General features: G+C 33.2%; 16 protein-coding genes. 6 read left to right on the plus strand and 10 right to left on the minus strand.

The features are described from left to right. Positions 1-15: 15 nt before the first annotated feature. Genes ABXT66_RS06995 through ABXT66_RS07010 form a run of 4 tightly spaced genes read right to left on the minus strand, consistent with a single transcriptional unit; the run spans position 16 to position 2,923 of the window. Complete coding sequence (locus tag ABXT66_RS06995; protein WP_443642773.1) at positions 16-984, minus strand: aldo/keto reductase; 969 nt, start codon at positions 982-984, stop codon at positions 16-18. A 16-nt stretch (positions 985-1,000) separates the two neighbouring features. Beyond that, on the minus strand, positions 1,001-1,768 hold the full coding sequence (locus ABXT66_RS07000; protein ID WP_443642774.1) for a hydroxypyruvate isomerase family protein: 768 nt from the start codon (positions 1,766-1,768) through the stop codon (positions 1,001-1,003). 3 nt (positions 1,769-1,771) lie between these two features. After that, positions 1,772-2,419, minus strand: a complete 648-nt coding sequence (gene otnC / locus ABXT66_RS07005) for a 3-oxo-tetronate 4-phosphate decarboxylase (protein ID WP_443642775.1) — start codon at positions 2,417-2,419, stop codon at positions 1,772-1,774. A 27-nt stretch (positions 2,420-2,446) separates the two neighbouring features. Next, positions 2,447-2,923 carry a DUF2938 family protein gene (locus ABXT66_RS07010; RefSeq protein WP_443642776.1) on the minus strand — a complete coding sequence of 159 codons (477 nt, stop codon included), beginning with the start codon at positions 2,921-2,923 and terminating at the stop codon, positions 2,447-2,449. A gap of 133 nt (positions 2,924-3,056) precedes the next feature. Here ABXT66_RS07010 and ABXT66_RS07015 point away from each other — a divergent pair, with 133 nt between their 5' ends. After that, entirely contained in the window at positions 3,057-3,791 is a 735-nt protein-coding gene (locus ABXT66_RS07015) for an SDR family NAD(P)-dependent oxidoreductase (protein WP_443642777.1), read from the plus strand. A 236-nt stretch (positions 3,792-4,027) separates the two neighbouring features. On the opposite strand, the gene ABXT66_RS07020 is transcribed toward ABXT66_RS07015, so the two are convergent. The 3 genes from ABXT66_RS07020 to ABXT66_RS07030 form a co-directional block, all read right to left on the minus strand. Further along, a complete protein-coding gene (locus ABXT66_RS07020; RefSeq protein WP_443642778.1) occupies positions 4,028-4,630 on the minus strand; it encodes a LysE family translocator in 603 nt (200 codons plus the stop codon). A 90-nt stretch (positions 4,631-4,720) separates the two neighbouring features. Beyond that, on the minus strand, positions 4,721-6,133 hold the full coding sequence (locus ABXT66_RS07025; RefSeq protein WP_443642779.1) for an FAD-binding oxidoreductase: 1,413 nt from the start codon (positions 6,131-6,133) through the stop codon (positions 4,721-4,723). Positions 6,134-6,166: 33 nt separating this feature from the next. Then, positions 6,167-7,579, minus strand: a complete 1,413-nt coding sequence (locus ABXT66_RS07030; protein ID WP_443642780.1) for an FAD-binding oxidoreductase — start codon at positions 7,577-7,579, stop codon at positions 6,167-6,169. Positions 7,580-7,713: 134 nt separating this feature from the next. Between ABXT66_RS07030 and ABXT66_RS07035 the strand changes: the two genes are divergently transcribed. Together ABXT66_RS07035 and ABXT66_RS07040 are read left to right on the plus strand one after the other, a co-directional pair. Next, a complete protein-coding gene (locus ABXT66_RS07035; protein WP_443642781.1) occupies positions 7,714-8,655 on the plus strand; it encodes a PfkB family carbohydrate kinase in 942 nt (313 codons plus the stop codon). A 23-nt stretch (positions 8,656-8,678) separates the two neighbouring features. Then, on the plus strand, positions 8,679-9,614 hold the full coding sequence (locus tag ABXT66_RS07040; RefSeq protein WP_443642782.1) for a 2-hydroxyacid dehydrogenase: 936 nt from the start codon (positions 8,679-8,681) through the stop codon (positions 9,612-9,614). Between the two features lie 2 nt (positions 9,615-9,616). Here the strand turns inward: ABXT66_RS07040 and ltnD are convergent, their stop codons facing one another. From ltnD to ABXT66_RS07055, 3 genes are all read right to left on the minus strand, one after another. Next, positions 9,617-10,504, minus strand: a complete 888-nt coding sequence (ltnD, locus tag ABXT66_RS07045; RefSeq protein ID WP_443642783.1) for an L-threonate dehydrogenase — start codon at positions 10,502-10,504, stop codon at positions 9,617-9,619. 15 nt (positions 10,505-10,519) lie between these two features. Continuing rightward, positions 10,520-10,873 (minus strand): hypothetical protein, encoded by a 354-nt coding sequence (locus tag ABXT66_RS07050; RefSeq protein ID WP_443642784.1) that lies wholly within the window; start codon positions 10,871-10,873, stop codon positions 10,520-10,522. A 64-nt stretch (positions 10,874-10,937) separates the two neighbouring features. Next, a complete protein-coding gene (locus ABXT66_RS07055) occupies positions 10,938-12,719 on the minus strand; it encodes an IlvD/Edd family dehydratase (protein WP_443642785.1) in 1,782 nt (593 codons plus the stop codon). Between the two features lie 183 nt (positions 12,720-12,902). On the opposite strand from ABXT66_RS07055, the gene ABXT66_RS07060 reads away from it, so the two are divergent. Genes ABXT66_RS07060 through ABXT66_RS07070 form a run of 3 tightly spaced genes read left to right on the plus strand, consistent with a single transcriptional unit; the run spans position 12,903 to position 16,064 of the window. After that, on the plus strand, positions 12,903-14,426 hold the full coding sequence (locus ABXT66_RS07060) for a UxaA family hydrolase (protein ID WP_443642786.1): 1,524 nt from the start codon (positions 12,903-12,905) through the stop codon (positions 14,424-14,426). Between the two features lie 9 nt (positions 14,427-14,435). Next, entirely contained in the window at positions 14,436-15,170 is a 735-nt protein-coding gene (locus ABXT66_RS07065) for an SDR family oxidoreductase (RefSeq protein WP_443642787.1), read from the plus strand. A gap of 51 nt (positions 15,171-15,221) precedes the next feature. Continuing rightward, positions 15,222-16,064, plus strand: a complete 843-nt coding sequence (locus ABXT66_RS07070) for a fumarylacetoacetate hydrolase family protein (protein ID WP_443642788.1) — start codon at positions 15,222-15,224, stop codon at positions 16,062-16,064. Positions 16,065-16,135: the final 71 nt, after the last annotated feature.

Consider the following 16,135-nt stretch of genomic DNA (forward strand, 5'->3'; position numbering starts at 1 on the left):
TAAAACCTCTAACTACTAATGCTTAACTTCTTCTAATCTATCCGTTGCAGGAGGTGGAGTTGGACTGATATCAGAAATCATTTTATAGGTTTCTAAATCTAGTTTTATATCTATTGATTTAAGAGATGGTTTAAGTTGACTTAAATTTTTAGCACTTATTATTGGAGATGTTATTGCGTCATTGTATAAAACCCACGCAACGGCTAATGAAATAGGATCTTGATCAATGCTACGAGCAAGTTTTTGAAGTTTACCTGCTGCTTCAAACATCCAGCTTTGACTATATCGTAATTTATACTTAGCATTTTCATGCAACCTACCAGAGCTATTTTTATTTAATGTGTTATTTTCCAGCTCATATTTTCCAGTTAATAGCCCACCACCTAAGGGGCTATAACTAATAACTCCTATATTTTCAGACTTTGCCATTGGCAATATTTCAACCTCAGCCTGCCTTTTAACAAGATTATACATAGGTTGAAGTATATCTATATTTGGAAAATCGTTTTTTTGTGCTACTAACTTGGCCTTCATAACTTGCCACGCAGAGAAATTTGAAACTCCTAATTGAAAAAATTTTTTCTCTTCTTTTAATTCTCTCAGAGTATTAAAAGTTTCTTCTAACGGAACCTCATCGTCCCAATGGTGTAAGAAAAAAACATCAACATAATCTTGTTTAAGCCTTTTCAAACTTTCTTCTAGCTGTGACCTTATATTCTTGCCACTTGAACCACCAACTGAACCAGCTTTGGTGACTAAAATAATATTTTCTCTATCTTCTTTTATTAATTTACCAAGAATTACTTCAGATTTACCACCAGTGTAAACATATGCTGTATCAAAGAAATTTATTCCACTATTTCTGCAAGCTTCGTACATTTCATGGCTATCTCTTTCACTGGCACCATCTCCAAACTGCATTGTTCCAAAACAAAGAGATGAATTTTCTAAATTGTTTGGGCCATATTTTCTAACAATTCTCATAAAGCAAAGCCTTTCACTAATTAAATTTTTTCATCCAACCCAAACCTTCTTCAGTAGTTGTCTTGGGTTTATATTCTGCTCCAATTATGCTTTTGTATCCAATTTTATATATTTCTGGAATTATATAATTAAAATCAAGTTCCCCTTTATCTGGTTCAGAGCGATCTTGTACTGATGCAATTTGAACATGACCAATATAAGGTAAATGCTCTCTAAATCTTTCCATTACGTTCCCTTGATTTATTTGTATGTGATAAAAATCAAACATAATTTTAACTGAGTCAGAACCAACAAGTTCACAAATTTCTTTTGCCTGCTCAATCTTTGTTAAAAAATAACCTGGATTATCTTTCAAGTTCAAAGGCTCAATTACTAAACCTATATTGGTATCTTTAATCAATTCTTTTGCAAACTTTAAATTATCTATAAATGTCACTAAAGATCTAGTCGATAAATCTGAAACGCCAGCCATAGCATGGATGTTTTTTGATTTTATAATTTTTGCATACTCAAATGCTTGAATTATTGCTTCTCTTGCTTCTTTTATTTTTGATGGCACTGCTAATAGGCCATTGTCCCCTTTTTCAGTATTTCCTTTAATAGTATTTATACCCATTACAGGAAGATTTACTTCATCAAGTGCTTTTTTTACGTCTCCTGCATCATATTGATACGGAAACTGAAACTCTACAGCATCAAAACCATTTTCTTTAGCCTTATAAATTGCTTCAATTTGAGAACATTCACTCCATAACAAACCCAAATTAGCAGAAAATTTATACATTTTTTAATCCCAATCTATATTAAATTTATTTATGACTGAACGAACTTGATTTTCATTCAACTCAATTGGTTTTGCGTCTTTAAGAATAAGGGCTAATTTGGCGGTCGCTTCTAATTCTTCAATAGCGTTCACAGAAGATTCTAGGTCTTTACCTGATACAACAGGGCCATGATTTGCTAAAAGCACGGCAGACCTTTTTCCAGCCAGACCCTTTATAGCTTCGCCCATCGCTGGATCGCCTGGGACAAAAAAAGGTAAAAGTTTGACTTTGCCCAATAACATAATCGAATAAGGAGAAAAAGTAGGTAAAATATTATCTTCATTAACGTCAGGCAACATAGAAAGTGCAACAGAATGAGTTGAATGAAGATGCACAACTGCTCCAGATTTCATTCCTCTTGTTTCATAAAATGCTTGATGTAATGGAAGTTCTTTTGTTGGGGTTGAATTACCTATTAATTTGCCATCCTTAGTTACTTTTACAATTTGATTGGGATCAAGTCGACCAAAAGATGACCCTGAAGGAGTAACAAGAATGTCGTCATTATTTAATCTAACTGAAATGTTACCTGTAGACCCATGAGTAAGCCCTCTATCAAACATAGAAGATGCAAACATACACATTTTTTCTCTTAATTTGCTTTCAGTCATAATTTAAACATAACCTAATAATTACTTTTAGTACCCAAAAAGTTTAAATAAAGTACCTATGGATATTCCTATAACAGCATGACTCCAAATTGCTAAAGAACATGCTAATAAAGGAGAGGGTGTTTTGATAGCAAGAAAACCTTTTCCAAGAATTGGCATGAAAAAAAACCAGGGAATTACAACGCTCAACAAACCGAATTTTATACCATCAAAAAAGGATGCTATAAAGATTTCGTATTTGATTAAAATAAAAAAAACAAAAGAATAAAGTATGGCAACACTATAATGAACTAGCCAGCCAATTAATAATTCTTTTTTAATTACTGGTTCGTTATCTATATCTGGATTATAAATTTTACCCTTAGAAATTGATAGAACAAACCATCTACCTACAACGGCCCAATCTGAAGGATTGATCCCAAATGAAAACTTCAAAAACCTTTGCCATAAATCCATTGCACAACATGAAATAACACCAATAATTATAATATGAAACAATTCCATCACTGACCCTCTAAAGATTTAATTTTTTCTAGCAATGCTTTTACTAACAATATAAAAGATAATATAGGAAAATCTATTTTAAATTATACTTTTAGCAAACACACTAAATACAAAAACCCAAGGAGAATGATTTATGGCTAATTTTAATGGACAAATTGCAGTTATTACTGGTGGTGCACAAGGTATTGGCTTAGCAACTGCAAAAAGATTTATTGAAGATGGCTGTGAAGTGATGATTTGGGACGTTGATGAAAAGATGGGGTTGGAAGCATCTAAAGAATTAAAATGTCAATTTCTAAAAGTAGATCAAACTGAAAATGATTTGGTTGAAGAAGCAACAAAAAAGACAATTCAACTAATGAAAAAAATTGATATTTTAGTGTGTAGTGCTGGAATTGCGGGTCCTACATTTTCTACATGGGACTACCCAATTGAAGAATGGTCCAAAGTATTTAATGTTAATGTAAACGGTGTTTTTTACTGTAACAAACATGTAGTTAAAACAATGCGCGACAATGGTTACGGCAGAATAATAAATATTGCATCTATTGCAGGTAAAGAAGGAAACCCAAACGCATCTGCATATTCAGCATCTAAAGCAGCAGTTATTGCTCTAACCAAGTCACTTGGTAAAGAAACAGCAGATCATGATATTGCAGTCAATTGTATAACCCCAGCAACAGCTAAAACAAGAATTTTAGATCAAGTCTCTCAAGAGTTTATTGATTACATGATTTCCAAAATACCTAGAAACAGGTTTGTAAAAGTTGAAGAAATTGCTTCTCTAATTACATTTTTAGCAAGTAAAGAAAATAGTTTTACTACTGCAGGTGTTTTTGATATTTCAGGTGGTAGAGCTACATATTAGATTGGTGAGGATTTTTAGGAGATCCTCTGCACCTTAATTTAAAAGCTAATAATCAGGGAGGTAATTATTAGCAGGTCATCAAACAAACGGGGGAGTTTTATTCAATACAATCACATTACTATTTCTCACCGAAAATGAATATTGGTCTATTAGTAATAAATAATAATTGAGTTTTTTGATAAAAAATTAATCACTTAAATCATATAATTTTAAGAATTGTATAAAAATTAATCACTCTATATATCTATGTTAAGTTCCATAATTGCAGAAAGTATAACTACTGCAAACAAAGCAAGTCCCATTCCCCTATTTACCCAAACTTGTTTATTAGAAGCTAGAGACCATTTTTTTAAACTTATACCTAACCACAACCAGAGTATATGTATTGGTATCCAAATAGAATTTACTATTAAGAACTTAGTAAGAATTTCTGTATTATATGAACTTATCCCCAGTGACAAAACAACAAATAAATGACCTTGAACAACATAGGCCTTTGGATTAACAAATTGTAAAAAAATCCCTTCATATAGCTTTGGTGCTTTTGAAGTTTCTTTAAATCCTGTTTTATTATCTGAAGTAGCTATCCTCCAAGATAGAAAAGATAAATAAGACAATGATAAAACAAGAAAAGTTAATTCAACACCGTCAATTTCAAATAAAAATTGTTTAAAACCTAAAACAACTAGTAAAGCAACTCCATTTGTACCCAAGAATAAACCAATGAGATACATAATACCGGCTCTCCAACCAAAGCCTGCACCAACTCCAGCCAGAGAAAGGACACCAGGGCCAGGGGTTACCATCATTAAAAAACTAATAATTATATAAGAAGTCATGGAAATACATAGAGCTAAACTCTATACCTTTAGATCAATTAATTTAATGTTTTGTAGATTTACTATACTAAGGATTAAATCATGGCAATATTATAAAAATAACTTTCCAGGATTCATTATTTTATTAGGATCAAATGCATTTTTAACCTTTTTCATGATATCTACAGCACCACCAAGCTCTTTTAACATATACTTTCTTTTACCTTGCCCAACACCGTGTTCTCCAGTACAAGTTCCATCCATTCTAATAGCTCTTTCAGATATTCTAATAAGAAAATCATCTAGTTTTTTTAACTCTTCATCACTCTTTTTATCTATCAATAAAGCTACATGAAAGTTTCCATCTCCTGCATGACTTACAATAGGACCTATTAATTGATTCTTTTTCATATCCTCTATTGTTTCTGTAATACAATCAGATAATTTAGAAATGGGAACACAAACATCAGTTGAATAAATTTCTGCTTCTGGTCTTACGGCTTTACAAGACCAATAAGCATCATGCCTAGCTTTCCACAACTTATTTCTATCTTCACTGTTAGATGTCCATTCAAAATCATTACCTCCAAAATCTGATGCTATTTCACCAAATAATTCTGATTGCTCTTTAACAGACGCCTCACTCCCATGAAATTCCAGCAATAATAGAGGAGCTTCTGGTAAATTTGTTTTAGAATAATTATTTACAGCTATAACTTGAGCCGTATCAAGAAATTCAATTCTAGCTACAGGAATTCCTGCTTGAACTGTCATAATAACAGCATCGGTTGCATCTTTGACAGATGGAAAGCTTACCCTACCCCCTGCTATAACTTCAGGTATACCATAAAGTTTCAAAGTAATTTCAGTGGTAATGCCCAACGTACCCTCAGAACCAACCATTAAACGTGTTAAATCATATCCAGCTGAGCTTTTTCTTGCTTTATTAGCAGTTTTTATGATTTGACCATCTGGGGTGACCACTTCAAGCGCAATAACATTATCTTTCATAGTCCCATATCTAACGGCATTTGTTCCAGATGCCCGAGTTGCTGTCATACCTCCAATTGAAGCATTAGCACCTGGATCAATTGGGAAAAAAAGACCTGTATCTCTTAAATGTGTATTTAACTGTTCCCTCGTTACGCCTGGCTGAACTACCACTAAAAGATCTTCCTGATAAACATTAATTATTTTATTCATATTATTCATATCAATTGAAATACCTCCGTATGGAGCATTTATATGACCTTCGAAAGAAGAACCTACGCCAAAAGGAATTATTGGACATTTGTATTCACTACAAATTTTTACAACTTTTTGAACATCTTCCTTTGTTTCGGCAAAAACAACACCATCAGGTAGCTCAGACTCGTGAATAGTCATTGTGTGAGTATGTTGTTCGAGGATACTTTTACTATTAGAAAATTGTTGACCAAACTCATCTTTGATTTTATTAACACAAAGTTTAATGCTTTCTTTGCTATAATCACTTTCTGTCCACGCTGAAGTGCTACCGTCCATATTTAGAAACCTTTTTTTAATTAATTATTTATTTTACAAAATTTTACCGGGGTTCATTATCCCCTTGGGATCAATTTCTTCTTTTATCAATTTCATAAAGTCAACCGCAGGACCTAACTCATCAATTAAATATTGTTTTTTACCCTGACCAACTCCATGTTCACCAGTACATGTCCCATCCATACTAATAGCCCTATGCGCTAATCTTTCTAAAAAACCATTTGCGACGTCAATTTCTTCCTGTATTTTTGGATCAATCATAAGCTGAACATGAAAGTTACCATCTCCTACATGACCTACTAATGGACCAAAAAGATTATTTTTTTCTAGATCATCAATTGTTTCAGCAATGCACTCAGACAATCTTGAAATAGGAACACAAACATCAGTTGCTATATAATCAGCTTCTGGCCTACAAGCTTTTACAGCATAATAAACATCATGCCTCGCCTTCCACAACCTGTTTCTTTCTTCAACATTTGAATTCCATTCAAAATTATCTCCTCCAAAATCTTTAGATATTTCATTAAATAATTCTGACTGTTCTTGCACAGATGATTTACTTCCATGAAACTCAAGTAACAACAAAGGAGATTCAGGTAAACTTAATTTTGAGTAATTATTTACAGCTTTTACTTGAGCAATATCTAACAACTCTATTCTAGCAACAGGGATTCCAGCTTGAATAGTCATTATAACTGCATCAGTAGCATCTTTAACAGTTGGAAATGTACATCTACCTGCACCAATTTCTTCTGGAATACCATACAACTTGAGAGTGATTTCAGTTATTACCCCTAAAGTACCTTCAGAGCCAACTATTAATCTTGTTAAGTCGTACCCGGCAGAGCTTTTCCTAGCTCTACTAGCTGTTTTTATTATTTCTCCGTCAGGCATCACAACTTCTAATGAAATAATATTATCTTTCATTGTTCCATAACGAACAGCGTTTGTTCCAGAAGCTCTAGTAGAAGCCATTCCTCCTATGGAAGCATTAGCACCTGGGTCAATAGGAAAAAATAAACCAGTATCTCTTAAATATGTATTTAATTGTTCTCTAGTTACTCCAGGTTGAACTACTACTGTTGAATCTTCAGGATGAACTTCGATTATATTATTAAGATTATTCATATCAATTGAAATACCGCCAAAATTAGCATTTAGATGTCCCTCAAGAGAGGACCCTACCCCAAAGGGAATAATAGGACATCCATACTCACTGCATATTTTAACTGTCTTTTGAACATCTTCTTTATTATAAGCAAAAACAACACCATCGGGTAATTCAGGTGCATGTACAGTAGTTGTGCTGGTGTGTTGCTCACGAACAGATTGGGAAACTGAAAATTGTTGTCCAAATTCGTCTTTAAGAGCCTGAACTGCACCTTTAATATTATACTCAAATTTATTAAAAAATTCATTATTATGTATATCTATAATTGTCACTTATAAACCTCAATTACTTCTTATAGGTAATTATAATAATAATATCATATTTTAAAAAAAATATTGAGTAAATTGTAACATTTCAATAAGAATTATAATCACTATTTCTTAGAATTGTATTTCTTGGGATCAAAATGAATAAGAATCATAAAAAAGCTATTTTTGTTGGTGAGTGCATGATTGAACTTAATGGAGATATTTCTTCCTTAGGAACTTCAAATTCAAACATGCAAGTCAACTTTGGCGGCGATACTTACAATTCTGCAGTCTATTTCAATAGATTGACTGATCATAAAACTAATACGTTTTACTGTACTGCGTTAAGTAACGATAATTTTTCAAAGAAGATGATATTAAGATTTAAGAATGAAGAACTAAATTGTAAATATATCAGGACGGATGGGAGCACACCACCAGGGCTCTATTCAATTGAAATAGACGAACGTGGCCAAAGAAGTTTTTCATATTGGAGAGATCAGTCGCCATCAAAAAAAATATTCACAGGTTTGAATGGAAAAACTCTTATTAAAAATATTAGTAAAGCAGAAACATTTTATTATTCTGGCATAACTCTTGGTATTTTAGACGAAATTCAACAAAATCAACTTATTGAGATTGGGCATACTGCAATAATTTCTGCTTTTGACCTAAACTTTCGAAATCAATTACACTCAGACAAAGAAAAATATAAAAAATTATTTAAACAAATTAACAAATCTATAGATATTCATTTTGTATCATATGATGACGCCAAAGATTTATTTAATATAAAAAGTCCACTTGAGATATTTGAAATACTAAATAATAATAAAAACTTAGTATTAATTAGGTATGAAAATAATATTATTTTTAGGGATAAATATGAAGAAATAAAAACTATTAAGGTCCCCCACGGAGATGTTGTAGATACGACTGCTGCCGGTGACTCATTTAATGGAGCTTTTCTAGCTCTATTGAACAATAATAAAAATATCCAGATTGAAGATAATATTTTAAAGTCCCATTCTATAACTCGTGAAGTAATTAAACATAAAGGTGCTATAATTTCTAAAGAATTTATGCCAAAACTGAATTAACAACTATAAAGGAATTTTATAAAATGCAAAAAAATCTACTTATAATGTCAGAAATGCCTCAGTATTTTATAAATCTTGCTGATAAAAATTTTAATACTCATAAATTATGGTTACAAAATGACGAGGACAAATTTATATCTGATATACAAGAAAAAGTAGATGCAATTGCTGTGATGGGTGGTTATAAAATCACCCCAGAATTAATGAAAAGTATGACTAATTTAAAAATCATTGCATGTTACGGTGTAGGTTATGACGCAATTGATATAGTTTACGCTAAAAGTTTAGGAATTAAAGTTACAAACACCCCAGAAGTATTAAACGATGAAGTGGCAGATACAGCAATAGCTTTGATGTTATGTGTTTATAGGAAAATTCTTGAGGCCGACAAATTTGCTAGAAATAATTCCTGGATTAATGGAGAGTTTCCATTAACAAAGAAATTTTCTGGATCAAAATTAGGCATCGTTGGTATGGGAAGAATTGGTAAAGCAATAGCAAAAAGAGCAGAAGCCTTTAATTGCACAATATCCTATCATTCAAGAAACAAAAAAAATGTTGAATATCAATTTTATGACAATTTAATTGAACTAGCTAAAGAGGTTGACACTCTATGTGTAATAACACCTGGTGGTAAAGAAACAGAAAAATTAATTAATAAAAATGTTTTTGAAAACCTTGGATCAAATGGAGTATTAATAAATGTTGCAAGGGGTTCAGTGGTTGATCAAGACGAACTTGTCTATAGCCTTAAAAATAATGTTATTTTGGCTGCTGGATTAGATGTGTACATTAATGAGCCTAATATTCCAAAAGAACTAATTGATTTAAAAAATACAGTTTTGTTACCTCATGTTGCCTCAGCTACGGTTGAAACGAGAAATGCAATGGGACAACTTGTTTTTGACAACATTAAAAATTATTTTGAGGGCAAGCCATTGATATCTCCAGTTGTCTAAAACTAGCTACTTTTTGGTAATTCTATACCTGCATTTCGAGCATAAATCTTAGCTACAGCTGCATCATCTTCATGACCAAATCCTGATCCAGATGCAGCAATGAATTGCTGAAGTGCAGCGGAAGTAATGGGTGCAGAAAAGTTAGAGTTTTTTGCAATATCTAGTACTATACCTAAATCCTTTGGCCAAATGTTTATAGAGGACTTTGGAGAATAATCACCATCTATAATATGAGGAGCTCTATTTTCTAGCATCCATGAACTTCCAGCACATTTTGAGATAACCTCTAAAAATTTTTCAGGTTCAATACCTTGAGTAATACCAAAAGTAATAGCTTCAGCCATTGCAGCTATGTGAACTCCAGCTAACATTTGATTAACAGCCTTCATTGCAGAGCCAGATCCAACAACTTCACCAAATTCAAAAACCGTCTCAGAAGTACTATCTAAGATTGGCTTAGCAGCAATAAGAGCATTGTTACTTCCAGAAACCATATAAGATAATTTACCTTGTGATGATTTTATAGATCCTCCTGAGATTGGAGCATCTAAGTATAAAAGTTCTTTATTTTCACATGCAGTTGCCATTTCTTTTGCAAAGTTTGGAGATACAGTTGTGCACACTATAACAAGAGTATGTTTTTTTAGTTTATCTGCTATTCCTTCTTCTCCAAAAATAATATCTCTAGTTTGAGCTTCGTTTAACACAACGATAATAACGGCGTCTAAATCACCAAAAGGTACCTCAGCGTCTAGACCACCCTCTTCGATAAGTTTTTTTTGTTGAACAGTATTTTTATCCTGACCATACACATTGTAGCCAGAACGAATTAAAGACTGAGCTATTCCAAAGCCCATTGAACCTAGGCCAATAACAGAAATATTTTTCATTATATCCTTATTAACTTACATTGAGCATTTTCGAAGGATTGAAGCTTGTTCCAGAGCATCGTACTCACCCTTTAACCTAGCATATTCAGCTTCTTCTTCTTTTGTGCCTCCTAAGAAGAAAACAGCTGGCCAGAACAATATTAAAGATACACCTGTAACTACTTTGTCGTTTCCAGAATTTTTATCAAGTTGGCCTGTAATTGATCTAACTTTGCCCGCCACTCTTTGCATCTCAGCCCTAATTTGATCACAATCAAGATTAGAATACTGTTCTGGAGAAACGTATATAGCAACAATATCCTTTGACGAATTAGAACAGCTTACCACAAATAAAACACACATTAAATAAACAGAAACTTTTTTTAACATCCCCAAAACCTCTCATAAATTAATAGAATTAACATAATATTTGATAAAAATAAAATAATTTAAATTAATGATTATCTCTAGGTAAATCCTTTTTTACCTTTTGATATTTTACTGCATTTTCAAGCACACCACCATTAGCTAATTCGCCTACATAGTTTCTTTGAATTTCTTGCCATGGTGTCTGGCTGGCTGGATATGTTGGCACACCGACTTTTTTTCTAACTTCTATTTCTTCAGGGCTGACAAGCATATCTGCTGTATATTTATTCAAGTCAATAACTACAGTATCCCCTGTTCTTAACCAAGCAAGACCTCCACCTGTTGCACTTTCAGGTGATGCATTTAATATAGAAGGACTTCCTGAAGTTCCAGACTGTCTTCCATCTCCAATACAAGGTAATTCAGTTATACCTTTTTTAATTAAATCATCTGATGGTTGCATATTAACTACTTCAGCTGATCCAGGCCACCCTACTGGACCTGCTCCTCTTATTACTAAAATTGAATTCTCATTCATATCTAAGCTTTTATCATTTAATCTGTCGTGATAATCTTCTGAACCTTCAAAGACTATTACTTTTCCCTCTAAAACTCCTTCCTTGCCAGGGTTAGAAAGAAATTTATCCTTAAAACTTTTTGAAATCACTGACGTCTTCATTATTGCTGATTCAAAGAGATTACCTTTCAACACTATGAACCCTGCTTTTTGTTTCATAGGATTTTTAAATGGTGTAATAACTTTTTCGTCTTTAATTTTAATACCTTTCAGATTTTCTGACATTTTTTTACCCGTTACAGTCATCACGTTTCCATGAATCTTATCATTATCTAGAAGTTCAGACATTACAGCTGAGGTTCCGCCAGCTCTGTGATAACTTTCACATAAAAACTCACCCGCAGGTTGAATATTAGCCATTAAAGGAATGTCATAACCAACTTGTTGCCACGCATCAGTTTCCAGCTCAACACCTATGTGTCTTGCAATTGCAGTTATATGAACTTGAGCATTAGTAGAACCACCAATGGCCGAGTTTACAACAATAGCATTTTCAAAAGCTTCTCTTGTCATTATTGCTGAAGGAGTTAAATCGTCTTTGACCATATCTACAATTCTAAGGCCAGTTTTATATGCCATCTGTCCACGTTCTCTATATGGCGCAGGAATATTAGCATTACCTGTTAAACTCATACCTAATGCTTCAGCTAAAGAGTTCATAGTTGATGCAGTACCCATTGTATTGCAATGACCATCTGAAGGGGCTGAACTTGTTACAATATCTATAAACTGTTCATAATCAATTCTACCAGCCGCTAACTCTACTCTACTATCCCATACTGCAGTCCCTGAACCTGCAAGTTTACCATTATGCCAGCCATCCAGCATCGGGCCACCATTTAATACAATTGCAGGAAGATCTACAGTTGATGCCGCCATCAAACAAGCTGGGGTAGTTTTGTCACACCCCGTCATTAAAACAACACCATCTAAAGGATAACCGTGAAGAATTTCAACTAATCCTAAATAGGCCAGGTTTCTATCAACCGCAGCGGTAGGCCTTTTAAGAGTTTCTTGAATTGGATGAACTGGAAATTCAAAGGCAATACCACCAGCTGTTCTGATACCTTCTCTTACTCTTTCTGCTAATTTTATATGTACTCTATTACATGGCGAAATATCTGAACCTGTTTGTGCTATACCTATAATTGGTTTTCCAGACCTAAGTTCTTCAGGAGTTAAGCCAAAATTCATGGACCTTTCTAAATATAAAGCAGTCATTCCAGGATTTGAAGGATTATCAAACCATTGTTGGCTTCTATATTTTGGTTTAAAATTTTTGTCTGACATGCGCTTGCTCCCAGTAAAAAAAATAAATAATATTAACAAATTAAGTGCATAGATTACTTTAAAATTATATGTATATTATATTTAATTTAAATGTTTTAGAAATTTAGAATAATCATACTAAATTAAACTAAAAATCAAAAGATAATTTAAGTTTTATTTTTTATTAGGTGGGAGACTATAAAAATGACAAGTGGTGAAAAACTGACAGTAAAACTAAATGATAATGATAATGTAGCAACAGCATTAAGAAACATTGAAGCTGGTGAAACCACTCAAAATGTAAAAAGCCTCAATAAAATCCCTAAAGGTCACAAAATATCTCTTAGAAAAATTAATAAAGGTGAAAAAATCATAAAATACAATCAATTAATTGGCATTGCTAGCAAAGATATATTAGTTGGAGACCATGTCCACGTTGATAATACAGATTTTAAATCTACAGATCATGATTATGAATATTCTACATCAATAAAATTACCTAATATGATTGAACCAGAAAAGAGACCTACATTCAAAGGTTATAAAAGACCTAATGGTAAAGTTGGCACAAGAAATTATATAGGAATACTTACTTCAGTAAATTGCTCAGCAACAGCTGCTAGAAATATTGCTGAAGTATTTACAAAAGATAAACTATCTCAATATCCAAACGTTGATGGTGTTGTTTCATTTACACACGGCACCGGTTGTGGAATGGCAGATTCAGGAGATGGCTTTGATGCTCTTCAAAGAGTTTTATTGGGGTATATCCAACATCCAAATTTGGCAGGTATAGTATTAATTGGATTAGGATGTGAGGCAAATCAAATTAAGTTTCTACTTGATGCATTTGACCTTCACGAAAACCCTTTTTTTAAGACTATGACTTTACAAGACATGGGTGGACTTAGAAAAACAATTAAAGCTGGTGTTCAATGTATTGAAGAGATGCTTCCAGAAGTCAATTCTATTGAGAGAACTGATCAATCTGTTGAGCATTTGAGTGTTGCTTTACAATGTGGTGGATCAGATGCCTGGTCTGGAATAACTTCAAACCCCTCTCTTGGTCATGCTGCTGATTTAATAGTTAAAAATGGGGGCACCGCTATTTTGGCTGAAACTCCTGAAATTTATGGCGCTGAGCATATGTTAACAAGACGAGCCATTTCTCCAGAAGTTGGAAAGAAACTAGTAGATAGGATATTGTGGTGGGAAGATTATGTCACAAGAAATAAAGGAAGCTTAAATAACAACCCTTCTCCTGGTAACAAAGCTGGTGGTTTAACAACAATTTTAGAAAAATCCCTAGGAGCTGCAGCTAAAGGTGGAACTACACCATTAAACGATGTTCTTTTGTATGCTCAAAAAGCTGAAAAAAAAGGTTTTCTATTTATGGATAGCCCTGGATATGATCCAGCATCTGTTACTGGACAAATTGCTAGTGGATGTAATGTAGTCACATTTACAACTGGAAGAGGTTCATGCTTTGGTTGCAAACCTTCTCCTTCTATAAAAATTGCTACCAATACAGAGATGTATAATAATATGATTGAAGACATGGATATTAATGCAGGGACAGTTATTACTGATAACAAAAGTATAGAAGACGTAGGACAAGAAATCTTTGATCTAATAGTTAAAGTAGCTTCAGGCGAAAAATCTAAATCAGAGTTTCAAGGCTTAGGAGACTTAGAATTTGTACCATGGCAAATTGGGGCAACAATGTAAGGGTTAAAAATGATTGATTTAAAAGGTAAAACAGCTTTACTAACAGCATCAGGTCAAGGAATTGGCAAAGGTACAGCTAGAGCTTTTTCTAAAGCCGGAGCTTACGTAATTGCAACAGATATCAATAAAGCCTCGTTAACTTCATTACAAGACTTTGTTGATGAGGCTCATATCCTTGATGTGACAAATAAAGAAGCTATAAAAGAATTAGTTAGTTCAATCAAAGCACCTGACATTCTTTTTAATTGTGCTGGCGTAGTTCATAATGGAACTATTTTAGAGGCTAATGATGATGAATGGGATTTTGCCTTTAATCTAAATGGCAAAGCTATGTACCACATGATCAAAGAAGTAATTCCAATAATGATTAAAAATGGTGGTGGCTCTATTGTTAACATCGCGTCTGTTGCATCATCAACAAAAGGGATTCCTAATAGATTTATTTACACTGCGTCTAAGGCAGCTGTTTTAGGTATCACAAAGTCTGTTGCTGCAGATTATATCAATCAAGGCATAAGATGTAATGCTATTTGCCCTGGAACTATTCAGAGCCCCTCATTAGAACAAAGACTTCAGGATATGGGCGACTATGAGAATGCAAGAAAACAGTTTGTTGCCAGACAACCTATGGGACGATTTGGAGAAGCAGAAGAAGTAGCTAATCTTGCACTTTACCTTGCTAGTGATGCATCTGCTTTTACAACAGGACAATTCCATATTATTGATGGTGGTATATGTATGTAAATTAAGCGTTAAAACATTAAATTTTATTAATTATTATAGAAAGGAAACATAATGAAATTATTACGTCATGGAAAATTTGGTAATGAAAAACCAGGAATTATTGATCATGAAGGCAAAATAAGAGACTTATCAAGTCATATTCCTGACATTAACGGAAACAGCATTAATTCAGAAAGCTTAAAAAAAATTGGTGCTATTGATCTCTCTACTTTACCAATCGTTTCGAATGATACTAGATTAGGTGCTTGCGTTGGAAACGTAGGAAAATTTCTATGTATTGGTTTAAATTATTCAGATCATGCAGCTGAAAGTGGATTACCAGTTCCAAGCGAGCCAATTCTTTTTTCTAAAGCTACTTCAGCTATAGTTGGACCCAATGATAATGTTGAAATTCCTAGAAATTCTTCTGAGACGGATTGGGAAGTAGAGCTAGGTATCATTATTGGAAAAAAAGCAAAATACATTAATGAAGATGAGGCAGAGGAATATATCGCTGGTTACTGTGTAGTCAATGATGTGTCAGAAAGAGCTTTTCAAATTAAACGAGAAGGTCAATGGACAAAGGGTAAATCATGTGACACTTTTGGACCAACTGGACCTTATTTAGTTACAAAAGATGAAATACCAGATGTACAAAATCTTAAGATGTACTTAGACGTAAATGGAAAGAGAATGCAGGATGGATCAACCAATACTATGATCTTTTCAGCAAAACACATTGTATATTATTTATCTCAATTTATGAGTTTAAACCCTGGTGATGTAATTGCTACTGGAACACCTCCTGGAGTTGGTTTAGGTATGAAGCCTCCTGTTTTTTTAAAAGCAGGTGACACAATGAAGCTAGGCATTGAAGGTCTTGGTGAACAAAATCAAATTTGTATTCAAGGTTAGTAAAAAAGAAATAACAATATTTTAAATGAATGTCGAAAAAATACTTGCTCAATAATAGACACGTTTTATTA

The organism is Candidatus Levibacter sp. Uisw_134_01 (assembly GCF_047717795.1).
Taxonomy (GTDB): Bacteria; Pseudomonadota; Alphaproteobacteria; order Puniceispirillales; family Marisalimonadaceae; genus Marisalimonas.

Excerpts from the sequence above, each read along its gene's own strand:
- ABXT66_RS06995 (WP_443642773.1), bottom strand. The coding sequence starts at position 984 with ATGAGAATTGTTAGAAAATATGGCCCAAACAATTTAGAAAATTCATCT.
- ABXT66_RS07000 (WP_443642774.1), bottom strand. The coding sequence starts at position 1,768 with ATGTATAAATTTTCTGCTAATTTGGGTTTGTTATGGAGTGAATGTTCT.
- otnC (WP_443642775.1), bottom strand. The coding sequence starts at position 2,419 with ATGACTGAAAGCAAATTAAGAGAAAAAATGTGTATGTTTGCATCTTCT.
- ABXT66_RS07010 (WP_443642776.1), bottom strand. The coding sequence starts at position 2,923 with ATGGAATTGTTTCATATTATAATTATTGGTGTTATTTCATGTTGTGCA.
- ABXT66_RS07015 (WP_443642777.1), top strand. The coding sequence starts at position 3,057 with ATGGCTAATTTTAATGGACAAATTGCAGTTATTACTGGTGGTGCACAA.
- ABXT66_RS07020 (WP_443642778.1), bottom strand. The coding sequence starts at position 4,630 with ATGACTTCTTATATAATTATTAGTTTTTTAATGATGGTAACCCCTGGC.
- ABXT66_RS07025 (WP_443642779.1), bottom strand. The coding sequence starts at position 6,133 with ATGGACGGTAGCACTTCAGCGTGGACAGAAAGTGATTATAGCAAAGAA.
- ABXT66_RS07035 (WP_443642781.1), top strand. The coding sequence starts at position 7,714 with ATGAATAAGAATCATAAAAAAGCTATTTTTGTTGGTGAGTGCATGATT.
- ABXT66_RS07040 (WP_443642782.1), top strand. The coding sequence starts at position 8,679 with ATGCAAAAAAATCTACTTATAATGTCAGAAATGCCTCAGTATTTTATA.
- ltnD (WP_443642783.1), bottom strand. The coding sequence starts at position 10,504 with ATGAAAAATATTTCTGTTATTGGCCTAGGTTCAATGGGCTTTGGAATA.
- ABXT66_RS07050 (WP_443642784.1), bottom strand. The coding sequence starts at position 10,873 with ATGTTAAAAAAAGTTTCTGTTTATTTAATGTGTGTTTTATTTGTGGTA.
- ABXT66_RS07055 (WP_443642785.1), bottom strand. The coding sequence starts at position 12,719 with ATGTCAGACAAAAATTTTAAACCAAAATATAGAAGCCAACAATGGTTT.
- ABXT66_RS07060 (WP_443642786.1), top strand. The coding sequence starts at position 12,903 with ATGACAAGTGGTGAAAAACTGACAGTAAAACTAAATGATAATGATAAT.
- ABXT66_RS07065 (WP_443642787.1), top strand. The coding sequence starts at position 14,436 with ATGATTGATTTAAAAGGTAAAACAGCTTTACTAACAGCATCAGGTCAA.
- ABXT66_RS07070 (WP_443642788.1), top strand. The coding sequence starts at position 15,222 with ATGAAATTATTACGTCATGGAAAATTTGGTAATGAAAAACCAGGAATT.